Raw genomic sequence first — 26,726 nt, forward strand, 5'->3', positions numbered from 1 at the left:
GGCCGTTGCGGAGCGCGCGCCCAGCCTCTATAAGGCCCGAACCGTCAGGCGGCAGTCACCGCTGGGCGTCAGCGTCCGCTTTCCAGCGATTGCGTTGGCGTTCGGCCCAAGCTGTCAGGATGTTCCGCGTTGCGGGACGGTCCGTGGCGGGCAGTAGCGCAGCCCGGTTAGCGCACTAGTCTGGGGGACTAGGGGTCGTGGGTTCGAATCCCGCCTGCCCGACCATTCAAGTCTTCGGCGCAAGACTTTTCCCAAAGAGCGATACGGGAGCGGGCGCCTCGCTGCGGCCCGCAGTCCCTTGGGCTCGCGGCCCGTAGCGTCTCCGCATGCATCCGGAGCGGCGCCCGATCAGACGGCTCGTCCGATCGGCGCTGCGCCGACTACTCGATGCCAGCGCGGTTCCCTCCGGGAATGTGATCTCGGCAGCGCGTGCGGCGCTCGACGGTGCGGATTGGCGGCAATCCTAGGTCGCCCGTCTCACGTGTCGTCTACTGTTGCTTGTAGAATTGATCGTCGACGATCGTCCCGCTGAACACAGGACGACTTGGGCGACGTCGCGCCGTGCCGGGCGTCCGAGTTGCCCTCGTCTTGCTTGGCCGCGAGAAGACTCGCCGTGAAGGACGACATGCAGTTCTCGGCAAGCAGGCCGCGCTCAACTGTCGAGACTTAGGTGAGATCTCTCTTCCGTGATCCACGGTCGATCGAGCGCGCGATGTCGGGATGGCTCATGGGATTTGTGACCGCATCTATCGAATTGTTTCAGATTGTTTCGGCGGGACTTTCTTGCAGGGCTGGCCTCACGTTTACGCAACCACACCGGGACGTGCGCTCGCGACGAGGACAGAGCGATTGCGACGCTTCGTTCCTTCGGTGCGAGTTATGGAGTTCGGTGCAGCGGCAGGGCTCGCCTGAATATTATCGGCGAAGGGCAGGAGGCCGCGTCGGATAGCTTTACAATTGCCTTTCTCTTGCCACCTCGCCATATGTCCTGTATCGAGCGCGCGATTAACGACCGTGGCGCCCAAGTTCGTGAAAGCCGGTTGAAGCGCGGCGAGCCGTGTGCGGGCACGGTTGAGTCATTAGCTCGGGGCACGGTATTGCTTTTTGACGCCGCAAGACGTCTTCAAAGCATCTTATCGCGAACTTGGGTGTGCGAAGAGAACTTGACAGCGGCGTGCGTTTGGCAGCATGCCGTACGGAAAGCCGACGAGTGGGAAGATAAAGGTTTGTTCTTCCTGCTATCGAGACTATGATGTTGCTTAACATGGAAGGGGAATCATGGCCCAGGAAACCGATCAACAGCTCATCGAGCTGACCGCCGACATCGTCGCGGCCTACGTGGCGAACAATCAGATGGACGCTACGGGGCTGGCCTCGATCATCAACTCTGTGCATGCGTCGCTGACCAAGCTGTCGTCAGGGGTCGCGGAGGAGCCCCCGCCGCAACAGCGGCCTGCTGTCCTGATCAAGAAGTCGATCACGCCCGATTACATCGTGTGCCTGGAAGACGGCAAGAAGTTCAAGTCGCTCAAGCGCCATCTGCGGACCGCCTACGGGATGACGCCGGAGGAGTACCGCGCAAAGTGGGCGCTGCCGCCGGACTATCCTATGGTGGCGCCGAACTATGCGGCGGCGCGCTCGCACCTGGCGAAGACCATGGGGCTCGGCCAGCAACGTCGCGAGCGGGCTGAGCCTGAAGCCGTAGCTCCGGTGGTTCCGGAAAAGCCGGCCAAGACGAGAGCCAGCAGCACCAAGTCAGCTCCCGCCAAGGCCGCCGCGAAGAGCAGCGGGGCGGTTGCCAAGCGGACGGCTCCGGGGCCGCGCAAGCGGGCTCAAGCGGACGTCTGAGCGCGCACGGAGGCAGCGCCGGTGGTGAGGACATGCCCCATCCGCAGCGGTGGGGCAGTTCTCGTCGGCGTTCTGCGTTGTATGCGGGCAGCGCCGTCGTTCAGCTGCATGGCGGCGTCGACGGCGTGAACCGGAGGCGCTCGCCAACAGGCTCGGCCTGGTGAGCGCGGATAGACCGGCGCGAGGCTTCTCTTACGGATAAGCTTATGTCTTCATCCTGCCATTGTGCGCGGGATGCTGCTGTTGCTGTCCATCGTTGGATGGGCGGCCGGGTCGAGCAGGGCCATTGCCTGACCGGATGTGCTCTCCGAACGGATGCAGATGCTCCGGCCCTAGATATTCCTTTCCGATCGAATGATTTCAGCAGATCGGTTAGAAGCGCTCCAAGCGAGGACTTGGGCGAGGACGTTGGATAGTCTGCGCCCGTCGAGGCGGCGCTTCGCCGACGCGGCCGGGCGGACCACGTTGGCGTGTCCGCGACATGGTGCCGCGAGCAAACAGAATCCAACGATCCTACGATTTTTCTGATTGCGCATATCCAAAATCCGCAAGTCCGACGCCATGTCAGGCGCAGCTCCCAGAATTGACACGGTTCTGGGGCACGCGGTTGCTGACGCATCCGAGCGGGGACGGATGCCTCAACGAAGGCAGGGCTCTACGCATGCTTCAGTCCACCAGGTCAGCGCAGCCTGTTGGCAACTCATCTCAGACCGAGAGGTGCGGGCTGTTGGCCGGCCCGATGGCGCTGTTGGCGTCGGGCGGGGCGGCGGACGGCGCCCGGTCCGATCGCCCTGAAGCAAACGTTGAGCGGCCGGGATGGATCCGCCGGAACGTCGGCCGTGGATTGGGGCGACTGCCGCCGCGGGCGCAGGCGATCGTCGACCATGAAATGGCCGCGGCCGAGATCATGGCCGGCTGGCTCGTCTTCGCCAGTACGCTGTTTCTGGGCGGGCTCTATTTGGTTTCGCCCAAGATGTTCGCCTCCATGACGGAGATGCGGCCGGTTCCCGTCGCCGTGGCGCTGGGCCTGACCATTGCGATCATCCGCTTGATGCTCGCCTATGCGCGCAAGATGAATGGCGTGGCCGTTCTCATCGTCACTATTGCCGATTTCGCCGTGCTCTACGGCCTGATCTGGAGCTTCAACTGGCAGTATGGTCAACCGGCGTCGTTTTCACTGAAGTCGCCGACATTCCTCTTCGTGTTTCTGTTCATCGCCGTGCGAGCCCTCAGGTTCGAGCCATGGTCCGTGATCATCGCGGGCCTGGTGGCGTCCGTCGGCTGGATTATCGTGGTGTGCAATGCGCTGTCCGCTCCCAACGTGGAGGTGACGCATGACTTCGTCGTCTATCTGACCTCGAACCGTCTGCTCGTCGGCGCGGAATTGGAGAAGATCGTCGCGATCCTTCTGGTGACGGGCGTATTGACGATCGCAATTCTGCGCGGGCGCCAGCAATTGGTGACGGCGGCGGTGGAAACGTCGGCGACCGAGGATCTGTCCCGCTTCTTCGATCCGGAGGTCGCCGACCGCATCACGAACTCGGATCTGCTCGAGCCCGGGCGAGGGGAGGCGCGCGATTGCGCCGTGTTGGTGACCGACATCCGCGGTTTCTCACGGCTGGTGCAGGAGCTCGATCCCAATGACGTGCTGAAGCTGGTCGTCGACTACCAGCGCGCCATGGGCCTGGTCATCGCCGGCCACGGCGGTTCGATCGACAAGTACCTGGGCGACGGCATCCTGGCGACCTTCGGCTGCACCCGCGTCAGCGAGACGGAGTCGGCGGACGCGCTGCGGGCGCTCGCGGCATTGGTCGATGCCGCGGAGCGCTTCAAGCAGGAGCTCGTCGAGCAGGGGCGTCCGGCGCTCGACATCGGCCTGTCGGTGGTGGCGGGGCGGGTGCTCTTCGGCACCGTCGGCGATCGCGACCGGTTGGAGTTCACGGTGATCGGCGAAGCCGCCAACCTCGCCGCCAAGCTGGAGAAGCACAATAAGAGCATCGGCTCACGGGCGATCGTCGACAGGGCCACGTTCGAGCGCGCCCGAGTCCAGGGCTTCGCGAGCGATCGGTTTCTGAGCCGCGCCGGAGAGAGCGTGGAGGGCGTCGCGGCCCCGATCGATCTGCTCTACATTCCGGCGCCAGGCAACGACGAGCCGCTGCGCGTCAGGACGCCTTGGTAAACAGCCATTCATCGCTCTGCCGACCGTCGATGATGGCGTCCGGGTGCGGCGTATCCGGCGCGCCCAGCGCGTTGCCGACGGGCTGGGCGGTCCAGCCGGCGAAGGGCGCGAGCGCGCTGGTCATCTGGGCAAGGGCCGCGTCGGTAGCTACGCCATCTCGCAGGATCGACGGGTGGAACGACAGCAGAACGCTGACCTGCCGCCCCGTCAGCAAAGGCGCCAGCGCCGGCGCCAGGGCAAATTCACCGCCCTCGATGTCGATCTTGATGAAGAGCGCCGGCGCCGTTCCGATCAGGGCGGCGAGATCGGCCGGCGTGATCGTCTCGCAGTCCCATGTCGTGGCCGCATCCTTCAACAGCACGCTCGACATCGAGTCGCCGGGCTTGCGGCGGGCGCCCAGGCGGACGACGCCGGGTGCACGGTCCACCGCCCGCGCGATCACCGTCACACGGCTGGACAGCTCGGGATTGGCTGCCAGATTGCGGTGAAGCTGCTCCAGGGCGCGCGGATCGGCTTCGACGGCAATGCACCGGGCGCCGGCCGCGGCCGCGAGCAGGGTGGTCGGGCCGACCCAGGCGCCGAGATCGACGAAGGTCGTGCCCAGCCCGACGCGGCCCGCAAGGACGGCGATGGTGCCGGGCTCCCAGCGCTCCTGCTCCACTTTGTCCCAGAACGTCGGCTGATCGTCGTCGACCGCGATCACATGGCCGGCCAGACGCAGCGTCCGCCCGGACTTGACCTCGCCGCCCGGCATGGCAAAGGGTCCGCTCACGGTTCGATGCCGGCTACGGCAGCCCGGCGGCCGCCGTGGTGGGTTGTCGGTGTGGACGGCATGGTGTGCCAACTCATCGAAGTCGATCCCGATCGCGCCAAAGGCAGCTGGGAGGAATTATGGATCTCGGAGCACTGATCAAGGGCAAGCACGTTTTCGTCACCGGGGCGTCGGGAGGCCTGGGGGCGCACTTCGCCCGCCTCTATGCGTCGCACGGCGCCGCCGTCTCCGTCGGCGCCCGCCGGGCCGATCGGCTGGCGAGCCTCGTGGACGACTTGCGGGCGCTCGGCGCCGCCAACGCCGTGGCCGTCAATCTCGACGTGGCCGACGAAGCCTCCGTTGCCGCCGCCGTGACGGCCGCCGAGACGGCGCTCGGGCCGGTCGACGTCGTCGTCAACAATGCGGGCATCTCGCGGCCCTTCCCGGCGCTGCAGCTGACCGCTGCCGATTTCGACGACGTCATCGCCACCAATCTGCGCGGCGTCTGGCTGGTCTGCGCCGACCTCGGCCGCCGCTGGCAGAAGGCGGGGCGGTCCGGCGTCATCGTCAACATCGCATCGATCCTGGCGGAGCGCGTCGCCGGCGCGCTCGTGCCCTATGCGGCGTCGAAGGCGGCGGTCGTGCAGATGACCAAGGCGCTCGCCCTGGAATGGGCGCGCTACGGCATTCGGGTCAACGCCCTGGCGCCCGGCTATATCGAGACCGATCTCAACAGCGACTTCTTCCACTCGGAAACCGGCGAGGCCATGGTGAAACGCATTCCCATGCGCCGCCTCGGGCGGCCCGAGGAACTCGATGGCGCGCTCCTGCTGCTGTCCACCGACGCGTCGAGCTGGATGACTGGCGAGGTCATTTCCGTCGACGGCGGCCATCGCGTCTCGACGCTGTAGCACCGCGCTTCTCCGCTTGCGCGCGCCTCGCCGTGCGCGCGAGCAGCAGCACGAGGTCGGTGAGCCCCTGCTCCATGCGCTGTAGCGGCGGCCGCGGCGGCCCGCTGCCCTTGCGCCGGGTGCCGGCAGGCGGCTGCGGCTTGGGCACGTGCACGAACAGAACCAGCGTGTCGGCAGCCCGTGCGAGCGCCTCGTAGTAGGAGGCGTTGCAGAGATAGCGGCCGGCGTCGATCGACCCGCGCGCGGGCAGACGCCGGCGGCCGAGTGCGACGGCGGCGGGGATGAGCGGCGCGCGGCTGCGGCGGATCAGCGGTCCGCTCGCCCGCCAGCGCGGCGTGCGTCCGCTGGCGTCGGCGCTCGTGGCGCTGGCATGGCCGACGCCGCGCCCCTCGACCTGCAGCGCTCTCGCCCGGCCGGCAACGCCCAGCATCAGCAGGACATCGGGGGCCGGTGCGGCGAGCAAGGCGCCGATCCGTGTCCCTAGGCGGGCGTAGCTGGTATCGAGGACGACCGCGGTGACATCGAGGCCGTTGCGCGCCAGACGGCGCGATCGGGCCAGCGCCGGCGCCAGGCGGGCCGTCGGATTGGCCGGCATGCCGGGGAACGGGCCAAAGCCGGTGACGGTGATCCGGAGCGGGCGCGGCTTCGAGCGGGGCACGGGGCGCCGCGCTTCAATCGCCGAGGCCCGCCAGCTCGGTGATCGCCGCGGCGGCCACCGTCGCGGCCATCTTGCCGGCGGCGACGTCGGCCTCGATCTGTGGCACACGTTCGCGCACGGCCGGATCGTTGCGCAGGCGGGCTTGCAGGCGCTCGTCGACCAGTGTCCACATCCAACGAACCTCCTGCGCTCGGCGTTTGGCGGTGAGCTCGCCCGCCGCCTCCAGGCGGCGGCGATGGTCGAGGATGCGGCTCCAGAGGACGTCCAGGCCCTCGTTGGCGAGCCCCGACACGGTGATGACGGGCGGCGACCACACCTTCGAGGCGGGCGCCAGGATGTGGAGGGCGGCCAGGTATTCGGCCGCCGCCGCCTGGGCGCGCCTCAGGCCCTCGCCCTCCGCCTTGTTGACCGCGATCATGTCGGCCAGCTCGATGATGCCCTTCTTGATGCCCTGCAGCTCGTCACCGGCGCCCGGAAGCATCAGGACCAGGAAGAAGTCGGTGAGCTCGGCGACGGTCGTTTCCGACTGGCCCACGCCGACGGTCTCGACGATGACCACGTCGAAGCCTGCCGCCTCGCAGAGCAGCGTCGTCTCGCGAGTCTTCGCGGCGACGCCGCCGAGCGTGCCGGAGCTGGGGGAGGGGCGGATGAAGGCGTTGGGCGCGACGGCCAGCCGCTGCATGCGCGTCTTGTCGCCGAGGATCGAGCCGCCGGTGCGGGCGGACGAGGGGTCGACGGCGAGCACCGCGACCTTGTGTCCCGCCGCCGTCAGGTTGGAGCCGAGCATGTCGATCAGCGTCGATTTGCCGACCCCCGGCACACCGGTCACGCCGACGCGGATCGAGCCGCCGGTCTGCGGCATGATGTGCTGCAGCAGCGTGAGCGCAGCGGCCCGATGATCGGCTCGCCGCGATTCGACCAGGGTGATGGCGCGCGCCAAGGCGCCCCGTTCGCCGGCCACCAGGCGGCGGGCCAGGCCCTCCACGTCGAGCGGCCGCGGGCCGGCCGAAGCTACGCCGCCCATCACTTGCCCAGCATCGCTTGTCGGTTCGGGGCCACGGCTTCGTACTCCTTGCGCCAAAACGATTTCGGATTCTGCCATGCCCGTGTCTTCGCCATGAATCGGCGACGGATGCAACGCGGGCCGTCGCAGTTGCGTCATAACCTCGCCTTCTTCCCTCGCCGTTAGGGGCGCATTCACCGGTGCCGCTCTTAGGTAGGGGGCGAAGCCGACCATGCGAGACAGGACCATTCTTTCACGTCGTGCATTTCTGGCGACCGGCGCCACCTTTGCCCTCGCCGGCTGCAACTCGACCGAGACGACCGGCTCGCTCGCGAGCCTGACCCCACCGGCGTCGTCCAAGGGACGCGAGCCGTCGGTCGTTGCCGTCACCACCCGCAAGCCGATCGACGGGGCGGCGGAGTCGCCGTGGTTCGGCGCGTCCCGGTCGGGCGCGACCCGCGCCGTGCGCGTCGTGTTCGAGCCGCTCGGCAGCTCGCTGATCGGCCGGGTGGCGGCGAGCGTCACCGGCCGCTGGCGCATCGATCGCGTCGAGGCGTTGGGCGAGAACGATCCGATCGCGGCGCTGACCGAGCAGACGGCGAACACCGACGTGCTGGTCTACGTGCACGGCTACAACACGTCGTTCGAGACCTCGGTCATCGGCGTTGCCGAAATTGCCGAAGGTATCGGCTTTCGCGGCACGCCCGTGGCCTTCAGCTGGCCGTCGAAAGCCGAACTGCTCGACTACGGCTACGACCGCGAGAGCGCGCTATGGTCGCGCGACGCCCTGCAGGACATGCTGGAGGCGCTGACCAAGAGCCCGTCCGGCGGCAAGGTGCACATCATCGCGCACAGCATGGGGACGCTGCTGACGCTCGAGACGCTGCGCCTGTTCTGGGCGAGCAATGGCACGGCCGACGTGGCCGCCCGTATCGGCGCCATCGTCTTCGCGGCGCCCGATATCGACATCGACCTGTTCGCGACGAGCCTGCCGCGGATCGGCCCGCTGGCGCGGCATCTCACGGTCTTCACCTCCACCGACGATCGGGCGCTCGCCGTCTCAAAGCGGCTGGCGGGCGGCGTCTCGCGGGTTGGCTCGGCCGAGCGGGACCGGCTGGAGCCGCTCGGCGTGCGCGTCGTCGACGCGTCAGGCTACGGCTGGGGCCTGATCGGCCACGACGTGTTCATATCCAACAGCGACGTGCGCGCCGCGCTCAAGCGCGCGGTCGAGCGCGGCGCCCAGGCCTGATGCGTCGCCGGCGCATGCCGGCGATCAGCCCGGTTCAGCTCGCTCGAAGGGCGCGGCGCTCGATCCGCATCGGCATGCCTCCCTCCGGCCGTAGGGTGACGCGCAGCAGCGGCCGAGGCGGGGCGTCGCGCACCGCGCTCAGGCGATAGCGCGCGATCAGCGTCGCCAGGATCGCGGTCGCTTCCAGCAGGGCGAAACCCATGCCGATGCAGATGCGCGGCCCGGCCCCGAAGGGGATGTAGGCGTAGCGATGGCGCGCTTTCACCGCTTCCGGGCTGAACCGGTCCGGATCGAAGCGATCGGGCTCGGCCCACAGCGCCTGGTGATGATGAATGGCGAAAACCGGCACGATCACCGTCGTGCCGGCCGGCACCACCTCCGCACCGATGGTCAGGTCCGCGACCGCCAGGCGGACGAGCACCGAAGCGGGCGGATAGAGGCGCATCGCCTCCTGCACCACCTGCCGGGTATAGACGAGATGCTCGATATGCTCCGGGCTCACGCCGTCCGGCGCCACTGCGGAGATCTCGGCCAGCACCTTGGCCTCGATCTCCGGATGCTGGCTCAGCAGGTAGAAGCTCCAGCTGAGGGCGAGCGACGTGGTCTCGTGGCCGGCGGCGATGAAGGTGAGGAGGTTGTCGATGATATCGCGGTCTTCCATCTGCTGCCCGGTCTCCGGATCGGAGGCGGCGAGGAGCAGGCCGGTCAGGTCGTTGCCCAGGGTGCCGCTCGCGCGCCGTGCCGCGATGGCGCGCCCTAGCGCATCACGCAGATAGCCGCCGGACCGGCGTGCCCGGCCGCGTCCGGGATAGGGCATCCATCTGGGAGCCCTCAGCAACGCCATGGCGACCGCCCAGCCGCTGGTCCGCAGATAGGCCGTGATGCTCTCGGCGACACGGTCGACGTCCATATCCGGCGCGCCTGCCAGCATGGTCTGGATGATGATGTCGAAGGTGGTGCGCATCATCGCGTGCAGGACGTCGATCTGGCGTCCATCCGCCGTGGCCCATTCGTCGCGCGTGCGCCCGGCGGCGGCGATGATGGCCGGCAGGAACGTCAGCACGTTCTCGTGGCGGAAGACGGGCGAGGCCAGCCGGCGCTGCCAGCGCCAATGCGCGCCGTCGGCCGTCAGGATGCCCCGGCCCAGCGCCGGCCCGAGGGCGCGCTTGGTGGCAGGGTCCTTGTGGAAGGCGTCGGCCTTCTCGACCATCACTTCCCGGATCAGGTCCGGATCCATCACGAAGAGGGTCGGGTGGCCCATCGTGCGCGTCCGTACCATGGGCGCTCGGTAGACCTCCTGCGGCCAACCCTCCAGCGGGTTGCGCAGGACGTAGCGCAGGGTGGTGAGGTTGCTGCGTCGCTCGGCCGGGAAGACGGCCTTGATCGTCGAGTGAGGCGGCGGCGCGTTCATCGGAGTTCCGTCGACGGCTACGTATCTGGCGCGATCGATGCTCGTTGCAAGCTGGCGTCGATGCGGTCCCGGCGCCCAAGTGTCGTGCGGAACGGCCTCAAGGGCAATCGACCGCACGATTGCTACCAAAAATTGCCAGGGGCATGCGGCGGAGCGCGGGCCGGCGCGATCCTGCCGATCGAAGCGTCGACGCAGCCGTTCGTCGAACTCGACCTGGCCAAGCTGGATGGCATCGGCAAGAGCACCGTGCTGGCCTGACTCGATGCCCGAGCGCGCTGACCGCCCTATCTGAGAGCCGTGCGCATTTGCGGCGGCCGGGGTGGGGGAGGGTGGTGAAAATGATCGCGGGGCATCTGGCGCTCGTCGGGGCGGCGCTGTTTGCGGGCGCCGCCCTTTACGTCAACGTGGCCGAACAGCCCGCCCGGCTGATCTTGGACGATTCCGCGGCGCTCGCCCAATGGCAGCGCTCCTACAGGACCGCCGCCGTCATGCAGGCGAGCCTGGCGATCCTGGGCTTCGTGCTCGGCGCGCTGGCGTGGTGGCAGACCGGACGCCTGGCCCTTCTCATCGGCGGGCTCGTCCTGCTCGCCAACTGGCCCTACACGCTGCTCGCCATCATGCCGACGAACCGGCGCCTGAAGGCGACGGATCCATCGCACGCCGGAGCGGAGAGCCGGTCGTTGATCGAGACATGGGGGCGGCTCCACGCAGGGCGCAGCGCGCTCGGGCTCGCTGCGACCGCCATTCTGCTGTGGGCCGTGGCCGCCTGAGGGGTCCTATTCGGCCGCCTGCTTCGGCGCATAACCCAGGCGCCGGCGCAGGTCCTGGATCAGCTTCTCGGCTGCATCGGCGATGACTGTGCCGGGCGGGAAGATCGCTGCGGCGCCAGCCTTGTAGAGCGCATCGAAATCCTGCGGAGGGATCACGCCGCCGACGACGATCATGATGTCGGGGCCGCCCTGTTCGGCGAGCGCCGCCTTGAGCTCTGGCACCAACGTCAGGTGGCCGGCGGCGAGCGAGGACACGCCGACGATGTGCACGTCGTTCTCGATGGCCTGGCGGGCGGCCTCCGCAGGGGTGGCGAACAGCGGCCCGATGTCGACGTCGAAGCCGAGGTCGGCGAAGGCCGAGGCGATCACCTTCTGGCCGCGGTCGTGGCCGTCCTGGCCCATCTTGGCGACCAGGATGCGCGGGCGGCGGCCGTCCTCCTCGGCGAAGGTGTCGACCAGCGCAAGGACGCGCTTCACCGTGTCGCTCATGCCGCCTGCCTCCCTCTTGTAGACGCCGGAGATCGAACGGATCTCCGCCTGGTGTCGACCCCAGACCTGCTCCAGCGCGGCCGAGATCTCGCCCACCGTCGCCTTGTGGCGAGCGGCATCGATGGCGAGGCCGAGCAGATTGCCCTCGCCGGTCTCGGCCGACTTCGTCAGCGCCGCCAGCGACTGCTCCACGGCCTTGGGATCGCGCTCGGCGCGCAGGCGCTGGAGCTTCTCGATCTGGCGCGTGCGCACGGCCGAATTGTCGACCTTGAGCACGTCGATGGGGGTCTCGCCGTTCGGCTTGAACTTGTTGACGCCGATCACCGACTGGGCGCCGGAATCGATGCGCGCCTGGGTCTTGGCTGCGGCCTCCTCGATGCGCAGCTTGGGGATGCCGGCCTCGATGGCCTTGGCCATGCCGCCGAGCTTTTCGACTTCCTCGATGTGGGCCCAGGCCTTCTTGGCGAGCTCGGCGGTGAGCCGCTCGACGTAGTAGGAGCCGCCCCACGGATCGATGATGCGGGTGGTGCCGCTCTCCTGCTGCAGGAACAGCTGGGTGTTGCGGGCGATGCGGGCGGAGAAGTCGGTCGGCAGCGCCAGCGCCTCGTCGAGGGCGTTGGTGTGCAGCGATTGCGTATGGCCCTGGGTCGCCGCCATGGCCTCCAGGCAGGTGCGGGCGACGTTGTTGAACACGTCCTGCGCGGTCAGCGACCAGCCCGAGGTCTGCGAGTGCGTGCGCAGCGGCAGGGACTTGTCGCTCTTGGGGTTGAAGTCCTTCACTAGGCGCGCCCACAGCAGGCGAGCGGCCCGCATCTTGGCGACTTCCATGAAGAAGTTCATGCCGATCGCCCAGAAGAACGACAGGCGCGGGGCGAACTGGTCGATGGTCAGTCCGGCGGCGAGGCCCGCGCGGATGTACTCGACGCCGTCGGCCAGCGTGTAGGCGAGCTCGAGGTCCTGCGTCGCCCCGGCCTCCTGCATGTGATAGCCGGAGATCGAGATCGAGTTGTACTTCGGCATGTGGCCGGAGGTGAAGGCGAAGATGTCGCCGATGATCCGCATCGAGGGCGTGGGCGGATAGATATAGGTGTTCCGCACCATGAACTCTTTGAGGATGTCGTTCTGGATCGTGCCGGCCAGCTTCTCGGGCGGCACGCCCTGCTCCTCGGCGGCGGCGACATAGAGCGCCAGCACCGGCAGCACGGCGCCGTTCATGGTCATCGACACGCTCATCTGGTCGAGCGGGATGCCGCTGAACAGGGTGCGCATGTCGTAGATGGAATCGATCGCCACCCCGGCCATGCCGACGTCGCCGGAGACGCGCGGATGATCGCTGTCGTAGCCGCGGTGGGTGGCGAGGTCGAAGGCGACCGACAGGCCCTTCTGGCCGGCCGCCAGGTTGCGCCGGTAGAAGGCGTTTGAGTCCTCCGCCGTTGAGAAGCCGGCGTATTGGCGCACGGTCCACGGCTGGTTGACGTACATGGTGGGGTAGGGGCCGCGCACGTAGGGCGGCAGGCCGGGCCAGGTGTCGACGAAGGCGAGGCCGTCGCGGTCGGCGGCGGTGTACACCGACTTGACGTCGATGCCCTCCGGCGTCGTCCAGGCCTCGCCCGAGGCCGCCGGCGCGGGCAGATGCGGCGCCTCGTAGGCCAGCGCGGAGAAGTCAGGGATGCGGGTCATCGGCCGGCCACCACTCTTGTATTCATTCAATTTAGCGCTGATCTCAGGCCGCCTTCAATGCGTCACGGCAAAAAGGGCGGCTGCGGAAGCCCGCTGATCTCAAGCGTGCTCCATGGCCTCGCTCAGCGTCGCGATCAGGTCGGCGCCGACGTAGACGAAGCGCGTCACGCTCGCGTCCTTGAGCGCGGCCTCCAGCTCGCCCGGCCGCCCTGCCAGATAGATCTCGCCAGCCCCCGCCGCCTTCAAGGCCCCCGCCGCCGCGACAGCGGACGTGGCGTAGACGTCGTCCGACGAGCACAGGCAGGCGATCCGGGCACCGGATGCCTTGAAGGCCTCGGCCATCGCCTCGTTCGACGGGAAGCCGTCGTTGGACAGGGCCTCGATGCCGCCCGCCTCGAAGAAGTTCTTGGCAAAGGTGGCGCGGGCGGTGAAGGCGGCGATTGGGCCGAGATTGGCCAGGAACACCTTCGGGCGGCTGCCGCTGGCGGCGAGCTTGGCGTCGGCGGTGTCGCGCAGCGTCTCGAACATCTCGCCGTCGCGGTGACCGGCCAGCGCCGCGAACACCGGGGTGGCGACGCGGGCGAACCCTTCCGGCATCGCCGCACCCGCGCGGGCCTGGGCGATGAGATCGGGAAATGGGCTGGAGGGGGCGATGCGTTCCGCGTGCGACGCGGCATTTGCCGGCGCCGGCGTCAGCACATCGACCGGCGCCTCGTGGATGTTGGGGAATTCGCTGGTGCCGGTGATCTGTACCTTGCGCTGCGCGATCGCCTTGTCCCGGGCGGTGCGCACGCCGGCGACGTCCGCCTGGAACCGTCCGGAGCTCAGCGCTGCAACGATGCCGCCGGCCGTCTCGATCGCCTGGAACGCACTCCAGGCGCGGTGGGCGAGCTCATCCGTGAGGGTCTCGATGCCGCCGGCGCCCGCGGCCGGGTCGGCCACCCGCCACAGATTGGCTTCCTCCAGCAGGATGAGCTGCGTGTTGCGGGCCATGCGGCGCGCGAAGCCATCGGCGAGGCCGAGCGCCGCGGTGAGCGGCAGCACGGTGACCGAATCCGCGCCGCCGAGGCCGGCGGCGAAGGCCGCGACCGTCACGCGCAGCATGTTGACCCATGGGTCGCGCCGCGTCGTCATCCGCCAGGAGGTCTCGGCCGCGAGGCTGAGCGGCTGCGGCGCCAGCCCGCACGCCTCCTCGACGCGCGCCCACAGCAGGCGCATGGCGCGGAACTTGGCCATCGTCATGAACTGGTCGTCGTCGGCGGCCAGCAGCACGGAGAGTGCATCGCGGGCGGCCTCGAGCGGCTGACCGCGCGCCTCCAGCGCGCGCAGATAGTGGACGCCGGTCGCCAGCGCGAAGGCCAGCTCCTGGACCTGCGAGCCTCCGGCCTCGTGCACGGCGCGCGCATCGACGCGCACCAGCGAGCGCTTGAAGCCGCGGGCGATCAGATCCCGCACCGTCTCGCCCAGCCGGTCGTGCAGCCCGTCCACGGGCAGCGGGCTCACCCCGGTGCGCACCATGTCGCCCACCGGATCGAGACCGAAATCGATGGACACGGCGTCGGGGGCCAGCTTGCGCGTGTCGACGAGGGCCGCGAGCAGGGCGGCGACGTGGCGGCCCATGAACGGCGCGGTTTCGACCCTGAGGCGCACCAGGTCGAGCATGACGCCGTCGAGCGTGGTGGCGAGGTCGGCGAGCGTCTCGATGCGCACGCCGCCGCTATGTGCCGCCGGCGCCCCGGCCAGGATCAGGGCCAGGCCGCTCGCTCCGCCCTCGAGGTCGGCAAGGGCAAAGCGATTGGCTTCCGCCGGCTCGGGATGGTCGACGCGCTGGACGACCGTCCAGGGGCCTTCTGCCCCGCGGATCGCCCGCGCCGTATCGCCGCCGGCCTTCGGATAAAGAGGCTGGACGGCGATGCCCTCGTAGGTCTGGGCCACTAGCTTCTTGGTGAAATCGCCACCCTTCAGAACCTTGTCGACCAGCTGGTGCCAATCGGCGTCCGAATAGGCAGGGAATGCGGGGGCGAGGCTGGTATCGTCCATGACGCGGCGCGACTTTCACCGGTGGGGCTGCCTGCGGGGTGCCGAGCCCTCCTTCGCGGCTCTTAGAGCATGTGCCGCGCGACCGTCAATTTCGCTGCAACGAAGCGTCGTCGCAAGTGCTGCACGCAGGATTGCTTGCCGATCTGCGGAGATCCCACGGTCTCCACATGCTTCAAACGCTTGCTTGACAGTCTGACGCTCCGCTTGTGCTGGCCGGTCGTGGCGGCGGCCGCAGCGCCGCTGCGCCGGCGGACGCCCGCTCGTCTGGTGGCGCTCCTCGCCATCGCTTATAAGGACGGCAGCGGGTTCGGCTCATCGGACGGATGCCGGACCTGCTGCGAAGCGGCGCTTCGGCCCGTTGTGCACCTCGCGATTCGAACCGGGGAATCAGTCATATGGCGAACGACGCCTTCGTTCTGATCGGCGTGAGCAAGGGTGAGGATCCGGAGCCCCAGGAGCTGACGCTGCGGCTCGCCAACCGCCATGGGCTGGTCGCCGGCGCCACCGGCACCGGCAAGACGGTGACCTTGCAGGTGCTGGCGGAGGGGCTTTCGGCGGCTGGCGTCAGCGTCTTCGCAGCCGACATCAAGGGCGACCTGTCGGGCATATCGCAGCTCGGCGACGCCAAGCCGGCCTTCGTCAATCGCGCCAAGGAGCTCGGCTTCGACTACAAGGCCGAGCGCTTTCCCGTCGTCTTCTGGGATCTGTTCGGCGAGCAGGGGCACCGCGTGCGCGCCACCATCTCGGAGATGGGGCCGCTGCTGCTGGCGCGCCTGCTCGAGCTCAACGACACCCAGGAGGGCGTGCTCAACATCGCCTTCCGGGTGGCCGACGAGCAGGGCCTGCTGCTGCTCGATCTCAAGGACCTGCGCGCCATCCTCACCTACGTGTCCGACAACGCCAAGGACATCACCGCCAAGTACGGCAACGTGTCCAAGCTGTCGATCGGCACCATCCAGCGCCGGCTGCTCGTGCTCGAGAACCAGAAGGGGGATGAGTTCTTCGGCGAGCCGGCCCTCGAGATCGCCGACCTGCTGCACGTCGATCCCGCCAGCGGCAAGGGCGTCGTCAACATCCTCGCCGCCGATAAGCTGATGAACAGTCCGCGTCTCTACGCGACGTTCCTGCTGTGGCTGCTGTCGTCGCTGTTCGAGGCGCTGCCGGAGGTGGGCGATCCCGAGAAGCCCAAGCTCGTCTTTTTCTTCGACGAGGCCCACCTGCTTTTCGACGACGCGCCCAAGGCGCTGCTCGATTCCGTCGAGCGGGTCGTGCGGCTGATCCGTTCCAAGGGTGTCGGCGTCTATTTCGTGACGCAGAACCCGCTCGACGTGCCGGATTCCGTGCTGGCGCAGCTCGGCAACCGGGTGCAGCATGCGCTGCGCGCCTTCACCCCGCGCGATCAGAAGGCGGTGCGGGCCGCCGCCGATACGTTCCGCCAGAATCCTGCCTTCAACGCCGCCCAGGTGATCACTGAGCTCGGCGTCGGCGAAGCGCTGGTGTCGGTGCTCGAGGACAAGGGCACGCCCTCTGTCGTCCAGCGCACGCTGATCGCGCCGCCGGCGGCGCGGGTCGGGCCGATTACCGCACAGGAGCGCCAGGCGCTCATCGACGCGTGTCCCTTCAAGAACAAGTATGCCAACGTCATCGACCGGGAGTCCGCGTTCGAGATCCTGCAGAAGCGGTCCGAAGCCAACGTGCCCCAGGATGCGCCGCCCGCACAATCCGGCCTCGGCGGCATCCTCGGCACCGTCGTCGACGACCTCCTCGGCGGCGGATCGGGCAAGGGCAAGCGCCGCGGCGCGCAGTCCCTGTCCGAGCGCGTCATCGGCAACGTGGCGTCGTCGGCGGCACGCACCATCGGCGCCCAGATCGGCCGGTCGATCCTGCGCGGCGTCCTCGGATCGATGTCGCGGCAATAGCGCCGCGCGCCCCCATTCCCCAGAGTCCGTCAACGAGGTTTCCATGTCTGAGCTCGACGCCGTCCTCGCCCGGATCGACGCGGATCTCGACGGCTCGCTCGAACGGCTGTTCGACTGGCTGCGGATCCCGTCGGTCTCGGCGGATCCGGCCCATGCGGAGGACTGCCGCCGTGCAGCGGAATGGCTCTCCCGCGACATCGCCGGCCTGGGTTTCGAGGCCGGGCTGGAGGAGACGCCGGGCCATCCGATCGTGCTCGGCCGCGCCCGGGCCGCCGGCAAGCCGCGCGTGCTGTTCTACGGCCACTACGACGTGCAGCCGGCGGATCCGGTGGAGCTGTGGGAGACGCCGGCCTTCGAGCCCCGGGTGACGACGCTGGCCGACGGACGCAAGGCGATCGTCGCACGCGGCGCCTGCGACGACAAAGGCCAGGTGATGACCTTCGTCGAGGCGTGCCGCGCCTACAAGGCCGTCACCGGTTCGCTGCCGGTCGACGTGACGTTGCTGGTCGAGGGCGAGGAGGAGGTCGGCTCGCGCCACATGCCGGACTTCGTCGAGAGCCGCCGCGACGCGCTCGGGGCCGACGTGGCGCTGGTCTGCGACACCAGCATGTGGGACCCGCGGACCCCGGCGATCACGGTGTCGCTCAGGGGCCTGGTCTACGAGGAGGTCACCATCAAGGCGGCCGACCGGGATCTGCACTCCGGGCTGTTCGGCGGCGCGGCGCAGAACCCGATCCACGTGCTGGCCCGCATCATCGCTGCCTTGCACGACCTGCAGGGCCGGGTGACGCTGCCGGGGTTCTACGACGGCGTCCCCGAGCCTCCGGCCGACGTGGTGGAGCAATGGCGCGGGCTCGGCCTCACGGCGGAGACGTTTCTCGGACCCGTCGGGCTGTCGGTGCCGGCCGGCGAGCGCGACCGCATGGTCATCGAGCAGATTCAGTCGCGCCCGACCTGCGACGTCAACGGCATCTTCGGCGGCTACACCGGCCCCGGCGCCAAGACGGTGATCGCGGCGCAGGCGACGGCCAAGCTGTCGTTCCGGTTGGTCGGCAACCAGGATCCCGACCGTATCCGCGCCGCCTTCCGCACCTTCGTGCGCGACCGCCTGCCGGCCGACTGCGAGGCCGAGTTCGGCGCCTTCTCCTCCTCGCCGGCGGTGTCGCTGCCCTACACCATGCCCGCCCTCAAGCGGGCGCAGCAGGCGCTCACCGAGGAGTGGGGACGGGAGGCGCTCGCCATCGGCTCGGGCGGCTCGATCCCGATCGTCGGCGATTTCAAGCGAACGCTGGGTCTCGACACGCTCCTGGTGGGGTTCGGCCTGGACGACGACCGTATCCACTCGCCCAACGAAAAGTACGATCTGACGAGCTTCCACAAGGGCACGCGCAGCTGGGCGCGCATCCTGGCGGCGTTGGAGCGCCCCTAGAAGGCGCTCATTCCGCCGCGCCGGTCCTGCACGGCGCCGGCGAATCGATCTAATGCTCGTTCGATCGAGGTGCTGGGGGCAGGGCCGATGCGAAGTTGGCGGATCATGTGGGTCGGAGCGATGCTGCTCTGGGCGCCCGTTGCGGCCTGGGCGCAGGCGACGAACGTGCAGGACGATCCGGTCACGCAGCAGATCATGGCGCTGCGCGACAAGATCCGCACCTCCATCGCCCGCAAGGATCGCGCTGCGCTGGAGGCGGTCTACGATGACCGCTTCAGCCATATCCGCGAGAACGGCCGCACGGACCTGAAGCGCGAGCGTATCGACCTGCTGCTCTCGGGCCAGGACGCGATCGAGATCGCGCCCGACGACCAGATGCTGATCCAGGCCTATGGGCCGGACACGGTGGTGCTGAGCGGCGTGAGCCCGATCAAGGATCGCAGGAGCGGCAAGTCGGCGGACTTTCAGTGGCTCGCGGTGTACGTGCGGCTCAACGGCGCCTGGAAGGTGGCCGTCAGCCAGGCCAATCGCGTACCCAAATCGCGCTAAGACTTCTCTCTGATCGGGTGGGTTCACCCGATCAGGAGGCGCGCCGGCAGGGGAGGGATGGCGGCGAGCGCCTCAGCGCAGGCCGCGCCAACCGACGCCGGTAAGCTTCAATCCGGCGACGCTCAGGCCGGCGTAGACCACCAGCCCGGCCAGTGCCAGCAACGCCAGATGCGCCTCCGCCCGCGAGGCCGGGAGCGCCGTCACCCAGCGTGCGGCGATCGGATCGAGCAGCAGTGTGGTCGCGACGAGAGCCGCCGCGGCAACGACGATGCAGGCGGCCGTCTTGAGGAAGACGGGGCTCGCGCTCATCCAGTCGCGGCGCGTGGCCAATGCGATCAGCAGCAGGATGTTGACCCAGGCGCCGATGGCGGTCGCCGTCGCGAGGCCGGGCGCGCCCCAGTCCTGCGCCAGCACGATCTTCAGCGCGACATTGACCGCGACCGCGGTGAGCGAGGCGATGAGCGGCGTGGTGGTGTCGTGGCGGGCATAGAAACTCGCCACGGCCGAGCGGATCAGCACGATCGCCGGCAGGCCGATGGCGTAGGCGGCGAGCACGGCGCCGGAGGCGGCTGCGTCCGCGGCGGTGAAGGCGCCCCGGCCGAACAAGGCCTGCATGATCAGCGTCGGTACGGTCAGAAATGCGGCCGCGAACGGCGCGGCGAGCAACAGCGTCAGCGCCATCGAGCGGTTCTGGGCACCATGGGCGCCGGCGACGTCGTCGAGCGCCAGCTTGCGGCTCATCTCCGGCAGCAGCACCGTGCCGGCTGCGATGCCGACCACGCCCACGGGCAGCTGGTAGAGCCGGTCGGCGTAGTAGATCGACGACACCGCGCCGGTCGGCAGCAGCGAGGCGATGATGGTGTCGGCGAACATGGCGATCTGCACGCCGGCCGAGCCGACGACCGCGGGACCCAGCGCCTTGAAGAAGCGGCGCATGTCCCCGTCCCACGCCAGCCGGCGCCAGCGCGGGCCGATGCCGGCCCGTCGCGCGTCGGCGACCACCAGCGCAAGCTGCAGGACGCCGGAGATGGTCACGCCCCAGGCCACCGCGTGGCCGGCGGTCGGAAACAGGAACGCCGCCGCGAGCGCCGCCACCATGGCCACGTTGAGCAGGATCGGCGCCGCCGCTGCCGCCGCGAAGCGGTCGACGGCGTTCAGCTCGCCCGAGATCAGCGTGACCAGGGTGATGAACAGCAGGTAGGGGAAGGTGATGCGGGTGAGGGTGACGGCCAGCTCGAACTTCTGCGGCTCGCTGGCGAAACCGGGTGCCAGCAGCTCGACCAGCTGCGGCATGAAGATCCAGGCCAGCACGAGGAGCACGGCCTGCACCGCCACCATCGCCGTCCACAGCCGGTCGGAGAACAGGCGGGCGGCTTCGCTGCCCCTGGTCTCGTGGATGCGCGAATAGGCCGGGACGAAGGCGACGTTGAGCGCGCCCTCGCCGAAGATGGCGCGGAAGTGGTTGGGCAGCTTGAAGGCGACCACGAAGGCGTCGGCCACCGGGCCGGCACCCATCACCGCGGCCATGACGACATCGCGCACGAAGCCGGTGAGCCGGGAGAGCAGCGTGAAGCCGCCGACCGACAGGATCTTACGGAACATCAGAGCATGATCCCAAAAAGTGGACGCCGGCTTTTGGACAAGATCATGCTCAAACAAAGAGTTAGAGGGGGATGATGCGAAGAAAAATCATCCCGCTCTAGCGGCTGCTGGACAGGGGGCGGTCGGCGGGGCGGGGAGGCGCCGGCGCGTCGGCCGAGCCGGCACCGGTTTCGATCCGCGGTACCAGTGATTCGGCCAGGATGTACAGGGGGCGGCCTTTCACCTCGGCGAAGATGCGTCCGATGTACTCGCCGATCACGCCGAGGGATAGCAGCTGAATGCCCGAGAAGAACATGATCGACACGATGAGCGATGGATAGCCGGGCAGATCGGTGCCCACCAGCATCGTCCTGATCAGGAAGAAGGCGGCCGACGCGATCGACGCGGTCGAGATCAGCAGGCCGACATAGGTCGACATGCGCAGTGGCGCCGTCGAGAACGAGGTGATGCCGTCGAGGGCGAAGTGCACGAGCCGCTTCAGGTTGAACTTCGACGTTCCGCTCTCCCGCTCGGCGACGGCGTAGGGCACGCCGATGGACGAGAAGCCGACCCACGCATAGAGGCCCTTGGAGAAGCGGGCGCGCTCGCCCATGGTCCGCAGGGCATCGGCGGCGGCGCGGTCGACCAGGCGGAAGTCTCCGGCGCCGACCGGAAGCGTCACTTCGCCGAGCGCGCTGAACAGGCGATAGAAGGCGCGCGCCAACCAGCGGCGCGCGGGCGCATCTGCCGCGCGGTCGGTCCGCTCGGCGTAGACCATCTGGTAGCCCTCTCGCCATTTGGCGACGAAGTCCGCAATCAGCTCGGGCGGATGCTGGAGGTCTGCATCCATCAGCACGACGGCGCTGCCGCGGGCGTTCTCCAGGCCGGCGGCGATGGCGATCTCCTTGCCGAAGTTGCGGCTGAAGGACAGCAGCCCGATGCGCGGATCGGCGGCGCGCTCCGCCTTGATGCGCGCCACCGTCTCGTCGCGGCTGCCATCGTTGACGAAGATGACCTCGTAACGCGCGGCCAGACGATCGAGTACCGGCCGCAGGCGCGCCACCAACGGCCCGATGTTGGTCTGCTCGTTGTAAACGGGAACGACGACCGAGAGCTCGATGTCTGGCCGGGGCACGGTCTCGCCGCTTGCGGTCACGCCACGGGCGGTCGATTTCGAGGGAAGCGCTGGAATAAATTCCGACATGTCGGGTCCGCTCTTGGGTGCCTGCTGTCGGCCGCAACGGAAGCCGGCTTGCAGTTCACCCGTCGGGTGGGAGTTTATCGCAGAGAGGCCGCTTCGAATATGACCTTGGATCCGCGCCATGGTTCCGCCGGCCCGCAAATGTCAAGATAAGGGGGCCTGCCGCCGCGGCGGTCGCGCCCGCACCGTTCTGCGGGACGTCGGGACGAAGTATGCCTGCTCTCAAACCGTTCATCCTCTGCGCGGACGACTACGCGCTGACCGAAGGCGTCAGCCGCGGCATCCTGGACCTGGCCGGATCGGGACGCCTCGGAGCGACCAGCGCGATGACCAATCGTCCGCAATGGCGGCGTCTGGCGCCGGAGCTCGACGCCCTCGGCCGGCCGATCGCCGTGGGCCTGCACCTCAACCTGACGCTGGGCGAGCCGCTGACGCGGGCGGCGAGCCTCGCTGCGGCGGGACGGTTCCTGCCGCTCGGCCAGATCGTGCGACGGGCCCATGCCGGCCAGCTCGCAGCGGCGGAGCTCCAGGCCGAGATCGCGGCGCAACTGGATGCCTTCGCCGACGGACTGGGGCGCATGCCGGACTATGTGGACGGGCATCAGCACGTGCATGTGCTGCCCGGCGTGCGCCAACAGGTGCTCGCCGTCCTGGCTGGCCGCGGCCTTGCGGGCCGTCTGTGGATCCGTGATCCCGGCGACGCGCCGACGGCGATTCTCGCCCGGCGCCATTGCGCGCGCAAGGCGCTCCTGCTTGGGCTGCTCGCCCGCGGTTTTGCGGCCGCGGCGCAGCGATGCGGATTCGCCGTCAACAGCGGCTTTGCGGGCTACAGCAGCTTTGGGCCGAGCGGCGACTACGCTCGGGAGTTTGCGACGTTCCTCGTTGCGCCGGGACGGCGGCACCTGGTCATGTGCCATCCCGGTCATGCCGATGACGAACTGCGCGGCCTCGACCCGGCGATCGAGTCGCGGCCGCGCGAACTCGCGTTCCTGGCCTCTCGCGGCCTCGACGATGCGTGCGAGGCGGCTCGGATGCGCCTCGCGCGGGATTGGAGCTGACCAGCGGCGCCTGGCTCAGGCCTCGTTGAACAGCTTCTCCACGTGCTCCCAGTTGACCAGGTGGTCGACGAAGGCCTTCAGGTAGTCGGCACGGCGATTGCGGTAGTCGATGTAGTAGGAGTGCTCCCAGACGTCGACGCCGAGGATCGGCTTGGCCCCGTGGACCAGCGGGTTCTCGCCGTTAGGCGTCTTGATGATTTCGAGCTTGCCGTTCTTGACCGCGAGCCAGGCCCAGCCGGAACCGAACTGGCCGACGCCGGCCTGAATGAAGTCTTCCTTGAATTTATCGACCGAGCCGAGATCGGCGACGATCTTCTTCTCCAGGGCGCCCGGGACGGCACCGCCGCCGTTCGGCTTCATCCATTGCCAGAAATGGATGTGGTTGTAGTGCTGGCCGGCGTTGTTGAAGAGCGGCTGATTCTTGCCGAAGGCGGCCTTGACGACCTCCTCGACGCTCTTCCCCTCCAGATCGGTACCGGCGAGCAGCTTGTTGCCGGTATCCACGTAGGCCTTGTGGTGCTTGTCGTGGTGGTACTCCAGCGTCTCCTTCGACATATACGGCTGCAAGGCATCATAGGCGTAGGGCAGGTCGGGCAGCGTGAAGGTCATGGCTTCCTTCCTTCGGTTCCGCGGGGTCCGGTGGCGCCGACGCGACACGCGGATGCCTGGCTAGTTAAGGCCCGCCCGCCATGGCGGCAAGCCGTAGCTGGAGCGCAGGCGCTCGGTACAACTGGTCACGTGACGCATTGGCATATATCAAAGTGTCTCGGACCTATGTTGCGTGCGCATTCGCGCCTCAAAACTCTCTGAGGCCCCGCTATGGTGATCGTTCTGTTTGCCCTCGCCCTCGCTCTGGTCGGCGGCGGGTTTTACTCGATCTATTGGGGTCTCCCCCTGATCGTGATGGAGCGCGGCTGGACCTGGGTCATCGCGGGCAGCATGTTCGCCTCGTCCGGCTTCATCATCTTCGCGCTCGCGCTGATTGTGCGGGCGCTGCACCGGCTTCCCGATTATCTTGAGGCTGCTCATCCGGATCTGCAGCCGGAGCTCGAGGCGCCGTCCGCGGCGCCGCGGACGACGTTCCGGCCGGCGCCTCCCGAGATGCCCGGGCGAGCCCCCAAGGCTCCCCCGGTGCCGCCCCTCACGCCTGTCACCGACATCGTGACCGACGGCGGGGCCAAGCTGCCGGCTGAAAAGGCGCCGGAGCCAGCGCTCGTCGCGCCGGCCGAACGCGCCGCCCCGACGATCGCCGCTCCGGCGATCACCGCGCCGCCGCCGCGGCCGCCCCTGCCGATCGAGCCCCGCCCGGCTCAACCGGACGAGAAGGAGAGGACGAGCCGCATCGGCTCCCTGTTCGGCCGCGGCCGCGATGTGACGCCGGCGCCTGCCGCGCCGCCGGCCGAGCGCAGCGTCCCGATCGCCGCCCCGGAGCCCCCGCGACGGCCGCAGATGCCACCCCTGCCGGTCGAGCCGCTGCCGGCTCAGCCGGACGACACCGACAGGACGAGCCGCCTCGGCTCCCTGTTCGGCCGCACGCGTGAGCGGGCGCCGGCGCCAGTGCCGCCCGAGCCCGCCGAATCGGCCGAGGTCAGGCCCGAGGCGCCGATTCGTGCCGAGCGGCCCGAGCCGCCCGCCCCGGAGACTATCGAGGAACCGGCCGAGCCGCCCGTGCCCGAGGCTGCCGAGGAGGCGCCGCCGCCGACGGTGGTCGGCACCTATACGGCGGGCAGCACGCTCTACGTGATGTACTCGGACGGCTCGATCGAGGCGGAGACCGCGACCGGCGTCCTGCGCTTCGCCTCGCTCGACGCGTTGAAGGAGCACGTATCGCGAGGCGAGCTGAACTGAGCGCAACGGCCGCCAAAGGGCCGTCCTGCCGCCGGCCGGGCGCTCACGCGGGCTTGAAGCCGGCCACGGCCTGCAGGGCGAAGGCGTAGATCAGCGCCGTTTCCTTCAGACTGTCGAAACGGCCGGCGGCGCCGCCATGACCCGCATCCATGTTGGTGTGGAGGAGAATCGGGCCGCCGCCGGTCATGGTGGCGCGCAGCTTGGCCACCCATTTCGCCGGCTCCCAATAGGTCACCCGCGGATCGGTGAGGCCAGCGAGCGCCAGGATCGGGGGATAGGCCTGGGGACGGACGCAATCGTAGGGCGAATAGGAACGGATGAAGTCGAAGTCGGCGCGGCTCTCGCCCGGATTGCCCCATTCGGGCCACTCGGGAGGCGTCAATGGCAGTTCGCCGTCGAGCATGGTGTTGAGCACGTCGACGAAGGGCACGTCGGCGACGATGCCGGCGAAGAGCCCCGGCGCCATGTTGGCGATCGCTCCCATCAGCATGCCGCCGGCGCTGCCGCCTTGCGCCACGATGCGCCCGCGGCCGGTGAGGCCTTCGGCCGCCAGATGCTCGCACACCGCGATGAAGTCTGTGAAGGTGTTGGGCTTCTTGTGCCGCTTGCCGTCGCGGTACCAGGCCCAGCCCTTCTCGGTGCCGCCGCGAATGTGGGCGATGGCATAGATGAAGCCGCGGTCGACGAGCGACAACGGATTGGTGCGGAATGAGGCCGACATGGCGCTTCCGTAGGCGCCGTAGCCGTAGACCAGCGCCGGCGCGGTGCCGTCGAGCGCCGTGCCACGCCGATAGAGCACGGAGATCGGTACCAGCGCCCCGTCGGGGGCCGGAGCCATGAGGCGCCGCGTCACATAGGCGGCCGGGTCGTGCCCCGACGGCACCTCCTGCTGCTTCAGCAGCGTCCGCGTCCGCGTGGCCATGTCGTAGGCGTAGGTGGTGGCCGGCGTCGTCAGCGACGCATAGATGAAGCGGACCACGTCGGTATCGAATTCGAAGCCGGCGTCGAGGCCGAGCGCATAGGCCTCTTCGTCGAAGGCGATGGCGTGCTCGTCACCGGTCGCGAAGGTGCGCACGATGATGCGAGGGCGGGCGTCCTGCCGCTCCATGCGCACCAGATGCCGGGCGAAGGCGATGTGGGAGAGAATCATCACGCCGGCGCGATGGGGCACCAGATCGCGCCAGCTGTCGCGCCCGGGGGCCGACACGGGGGCCTCGACGAGCTTGAAGTCCTCGGCGCCGTCGGCGTTGGTCGAGATGATCAGGCGGTCGCCGTGGTGCTCCACGTCGTACATCAGCTCACGCTGACGCGCCGCCACCAGCACCGGCCTGGCCTGCGGGTCGTCGAGCTCCACGAGCCACGACTCCGAGGTCTCGTGATCGCCCGCGGCAATGACCAGGAAACGGCTCGACTGGGTCGAATCGATGTTCACGAACCAGCCTGGATCCGCCTCCTCATAGATCAGCTCGTCGTCCGCCTGCGGCGTGCCCACGCGGTGGCGGAACACACGGCTCGGGCGATGGTTCTCGTCGTTCATGACGTAGTAGAAGGCATCGCCCGCCGCAGCCCAGATCATATCGCCGGTCGTGTCCTCGACGGCGTCGGCCAGATCCCGGTCACGCAGGTCGCGGACCCGGATGCGGTAGTACTCCGACCCGCGCTCGTCGACGCTGTAGGCGATGCGGGCATGATCATGGGTATGGACGACCCCGCCCAGATCGAAGAATGCCTTGCCCTTGGACAGGGCTTCGGCATCGAGCAGGATCTCCTCGGCCCCTCCGTCGCGCGGGGTGCGGCAGACCAGCGGATGCTCGGCGCCGGCGTCGTAGCGCTCGTAATAGGCAAACGGGCCGTCGGGCGCCGGCACGGAGGACTCGTCCTCCTTCATCCGGCCGCGCATTTCCTTGACGAGTTTGGCACGCAGCGCCTTGGCGGGCGCCATGATGGCCTCGCAATAGGCGTTCTCGGCTTCCAGGTGGACGCGGATCGAGGCCGGCAGCGCGCCCGGATCCTTCAGCACCTCGGCCCAGTTGTCCGCCCGCAGCCAGGCGAAATCGTCAACGAGCGGTTCGCCGTGCACGAGACGCGTGGTCGGCTGCGGCGAGGCCTTGGGCGGGATGGCGACGGCCGGCTCGGGCGATGGCGCTGTCAT

Annotated in this window: 20 protein-coding genes, 1 tRNA gene and 1 pseudogene; 12 read left to right on the top strand and 10 right to left on the bottom strand. The window is 68.7% G+C overall.

The features are described from left to right. The first annotated feature begins 147 nt into the window (after positions 1–147). The 3 genes and pseudogenes from ACZ5PO_RS23750 (at position 148) to ACZ5PO_RS23760 (ending at position 4,027) form a co-directional block, all read left to right on the top strand. Positions 148–225 (top strand) — tRNA-Pro (locus ACZ5PO_RS23750). Between the two features lie 1,053 nt (positions 226–1,278). Then, positions 1,279–1,686, top strand: a pseudogene (locus ACZ5PO_RS23755) (Ros/MucR family transcriptional regulator); the annotation flags it as partial. A 1,006-nt stretch (positions 1,687–2,692) separates the two neighbouring features. Then, on the top strand, positions 2,693–4,027 hold the full coding sequence (locus ACZ5PO_RS23760) for an adenylate/guanylate cyclase domain-containing protein (RefSeq protein WP_464184341.1): 1,335 nt from the start codon (positions 2,693–2,695) through the stop codon (positions 4,025–4,027). Here ACZ5PO_RS23760 and ACZ5PO_RS23765 read toward each other — a convergent pair. Further along, positions 4,011–4,799, bottom strand: coding sequence for an FkbM family methyltransferase (locus tag ACZ5PO_RS23765; RefSeq protein WP_464184342.1), 789 nt, complete (start codon positions 4,797–4,799; stop codon positions 4,011–4,013). The two genes, ACZ5PO_RS23760 and ACZ5PO_RS23765, sit on opposite strands and share 17 nt — an antisense overlap. A gap of 119 nt (positions 4,800–4,918) precedes the next feature. Between ACZ5PO_RS23765 and ACZ5PO_RS23770 the strand changes: the two genes are divergently transcribed. Further along, positions 4,919–5,689, top strand: coding sequence for an SDR family NAD(P)-dependent oxidoreductase (locus tag ACZ5PO_RS23770; protein ID WP_464184343.1), 771 nt, complete (start codon positions 4,919–4,921; stop codon positions 5,687–5,689). Here the strand turns inward: ACZ5PO_RS23770 and ACZ5PO_RS23775 are convergent. Then, positions 5,649–6,347 carry a pyroglutamyl-peptidase I gene (locus ACZ5PO_RS23775; RefSeq protein WP_464184344.1) on the bottom strand — a complete coding sequence of 233 codons (699 nt, stop codon included), beginning with the start codon at positions 6,345–6,347 and terminating at the stop codon, positions 5,649–5,651. The genes ACZ5PO_RS23770 and ACZ5PO_RS23775 overlap by 41 nt on opposite strands. A 13-nt stretch (positions 6,348–6,360) precedes the next feature. After that, positions 6,361–7,371 (bottom strand): methylmalonyl Co-A mutase-associated GTPase MeaB, encoded by a 1,011-nt coding sequence (gene meaB / locus ACZ5PO_RS23780; RefSeq protein WP_464184345.1) that lies wholly within the window; start codon positions 7,369–7,371, stop codon positions 6,361–6,363. Between the two features lie 211 nt (positions 7,372–7,582). On the opposite strand from meaB, the gene ACZ5PO_RS23785 reads away from it, so the two are divergent. Further along, positions 7,583–8,599: an alpha/beta hydrolase gene (locus ACZ5PO_RS23785; RefSeq protein WP_464184346.1), complete on the top strand. Its 1,017-nt coding sequence runs from the start codon at positions 7,583–7,585 to the stop codon at positions 8,597–8,599. A 34-nt stretch (positions 8,600–8,633) separates the two neighbouring features. Here the strand turns inward: ACZ5PO_RS23785 and ACZ5PO_RS23790 are convergent, their stop codons facing one another. Beyond that, the gene (locus ACZ5PO_RS23790; protein WP_464184348.1) at positions 8,634–10,010 is read right to left on the bottom strand and encodes a cytochrome P450; all 1,377 of its coding nucleotides are present in this window, start codon (positions 10,008–10,010) and stop codon (positions 8,634–8,636) included. An 84-nt stretch (positions 10,011–10,094) separates the two neighbouring features. Here ACZ5PO_RS23790 and ACZ5PO_RS23795 point away from each other — a divergent pair, with 84 nt between their 5' ends. Both ACZ5PO_RS23795 and ACZ5PO_RS23800 read left to right on the top strand, forming a co-directional pair. Continuing rightward, a complete protein-coding gene (locus tag ACZ5PO_RS23795; protein WP_464184349.1) occupies positions 10,095–10,268 on the top strand; it encodes a hypothetical protein in 174 nt (57 codons plus the stop codon). Between the two features lie 83 nt (positions 10,269–10,351). Continuing rightward, on the top strand, positions 10,352–10,780 hold the full coding sequence (locus ACZ5PO_RS23800) for an anthrone oxygenase family protein (protein WP_464197004.1): 429 nt from the start codon (positions 10,352–10,354) through the stop codon (positions 10,778–10,780). Between the two features lie 6 nt (positions 10,781–10,786). Here the strand turns inward: ACZ5PO_RS23800 and scpA are convergent, their stop codons facing one another. Both scpA and ACZ5PO_RS23810 read right to left on the bottom strand, forming a co-directional pair. Then, the gene (gene scpA, locus ACZ5PO_RS23805; RefSeq protein WP_464184350.1) at positions 10,787–12,949 is read right to left on the bottom strand and encodes a methylmalonyl-CoA mutase; all 2,163 of its coding nucleotides are present in this window, start codon (positions 12,947–12,949) and stop codon (positions 10,787–10,789) included. Positions 12,950–13,048: 99 nt separating this feature from the next. Further along, positions 13,049–14,989 (bottom strand): methylmalonyl-CoA mutase family protein, encoded by a 1,941-nt coding sequence (locus tag ACZ5PO_RS23810; RefSeq protein WP_464184351.1) that lies wholly within the window; start codon positions 14,987–14,989, stop codon positions 13,049–13,051. Between the two features lie 395 nt (positions 14,990–15,384). Here ACZ5PO_RS23810 and ACZ5PO_RS23815 point away from each other — a divergent pair, with 395 nt between their 5' ends. The 3 genes from ACZ5PO_RS23815 (at position 15,385) to ACZ5PO_RS23825 (ending at position 18,886) form a co-directional block, all read left to right on the top strand. Continuing rightward, positions 15,385–16,908, top strand: a complete 1,524-nt coding sequence (locus ACZ5PO_RS23815) for a helicase HerA-like domain-containing protein (RefSeq protein WP_464184353.1) — start codon at positions 15,385–15,387, stop codon at positions 16,906–16,908. A gap of 43 nt (positions 16,909–16,951) precedes the next feature. After that, positions 16,952–18,337 carry a M20/M25/M40 family metallo-hydrolase gene (locus tag ACZ5PO_RS23820; protein ID WP_464184354.1) on the top strand — a complete coding sequence of 462 codons (1,386 nt, stop codon included), beginning with the start codon at positions 16,952–16,954 and terminating at the stop codon, positions 18,335–18,337. Between the two features lie 87 nt (positions 18,338–18,424). Next, a complete protein-coding gene (locus ACZ5PO_RS23825) occupies positions 18,425–18,886 on the top strand; it encodes a nuclear transport factor 2 family protein (protein WP_464184355.1) in 462 nt (153 codons plus the stop codon). 72 nt (positions 18,887–18,958) lie between these two features. On the opposite strand, the gene murJ is transcribed toward ACZ5PO_RS23825, so the two are convergent. Both murJ and ACZ5PO_RS23835 read right to left on the bottom strand, forming a co-directional pair. Then, positions 18,959–20,488: a murein biosynthesis integral membrane protein MurJ gene (murJ, locus tag ACZ5PO_RS23830; RefSeq protein WP_464184358.1), complete on the bottom strand. Its 1,530-nt coding sequence runs from the start codon at positions 20,486–20,488 to the stop codon at positions 18,959–18,961. A gap of 97 nt (positions 20,489–20,585) precedes the next feature. After that, the gene (locus ACZ5PO_RS23835; RefSeq protein WP_464184359.1) at positions 20,586–21,602 is read right to left on the bottom strand and encodes a glycosyltransferase family 2 protein; all 1,017 of its coding nucleotides are present in this window, start codon (positions 21,600–21,602) and stop codon (positions 20,586–20,588) included. Positions 21,603–21,880: 278 nt separating this feature from the next. Here ACZ5PO_RS23835 and ACZ5PO_RS23840 point away from each other — a divergent pair, with 278 nt between their 5' ends. Then, positions 21,881–22,726: a ChbG/HpnK family deacetylase gene (locus tag ACZ5PO_RS23840; RefSeq protein ID WP_464184361.1), complete on the top strand. Its 846-nt coding sequence runs from the start codon at positions 21,881–21,883 to the stop codon at positions 22,724–22,726. Positions 22,727–22,741: 15 nt separating this feature from the next. On the opposite strand, the gene ACZ5PO_RS23845 is transcribed toward ACZ5PO_RS23840, so the two are convergent. Beyond that, positions 22,742–23,335 carry a superoxide dismutase gene (locus ACZ5PO_RS23845; protein ID WP_464184363.1) on the bottom strand — a complete coding sequence of 198 codons (594 nt, stop codon included), beginning with the start codon at positions 23,333–23,335 and terminating at the stop codon, positions 22,742–22,744. 210 nt (positions 23,336–23,545) lie between these two features. Here ACZ5PO_RS23845 and ACZ5PO_RS23850 point away from each other — a divergent pair, with 210 nt between their 5' ends. Further along, positions 23,546–24,574: a hypothetical protein gene (locus ACZ5PO_RS23850; RefSeq protein WP_464184364.1), complete on the top strand. Its 1,029-nt coding sequence runs from the start codon at positions 23,546–23,548 to the stop codon at positions 24,572–24,574. A 43-nt stretch (positions 24,575–24,617) separates the two neighbouring features. On the opposite strand, the gene ACZ5PO_RS23855 is transcribed toward ACZ5PO_RS23850, so the two are convergent. Then, complete coding sequence (locus ACZ5PO_RS23855; RefSeq protein WP_464184366.1) at positions 24,618–26,726, bottom strand: S9 family peptidase; 2,109 nt, start codon at positions 26,724–26,726, stop codon at positions 24,618–24,620.

It is taken from the genome of Chelatococcus sp. KU-N122 (assembly GCF_055391085.1).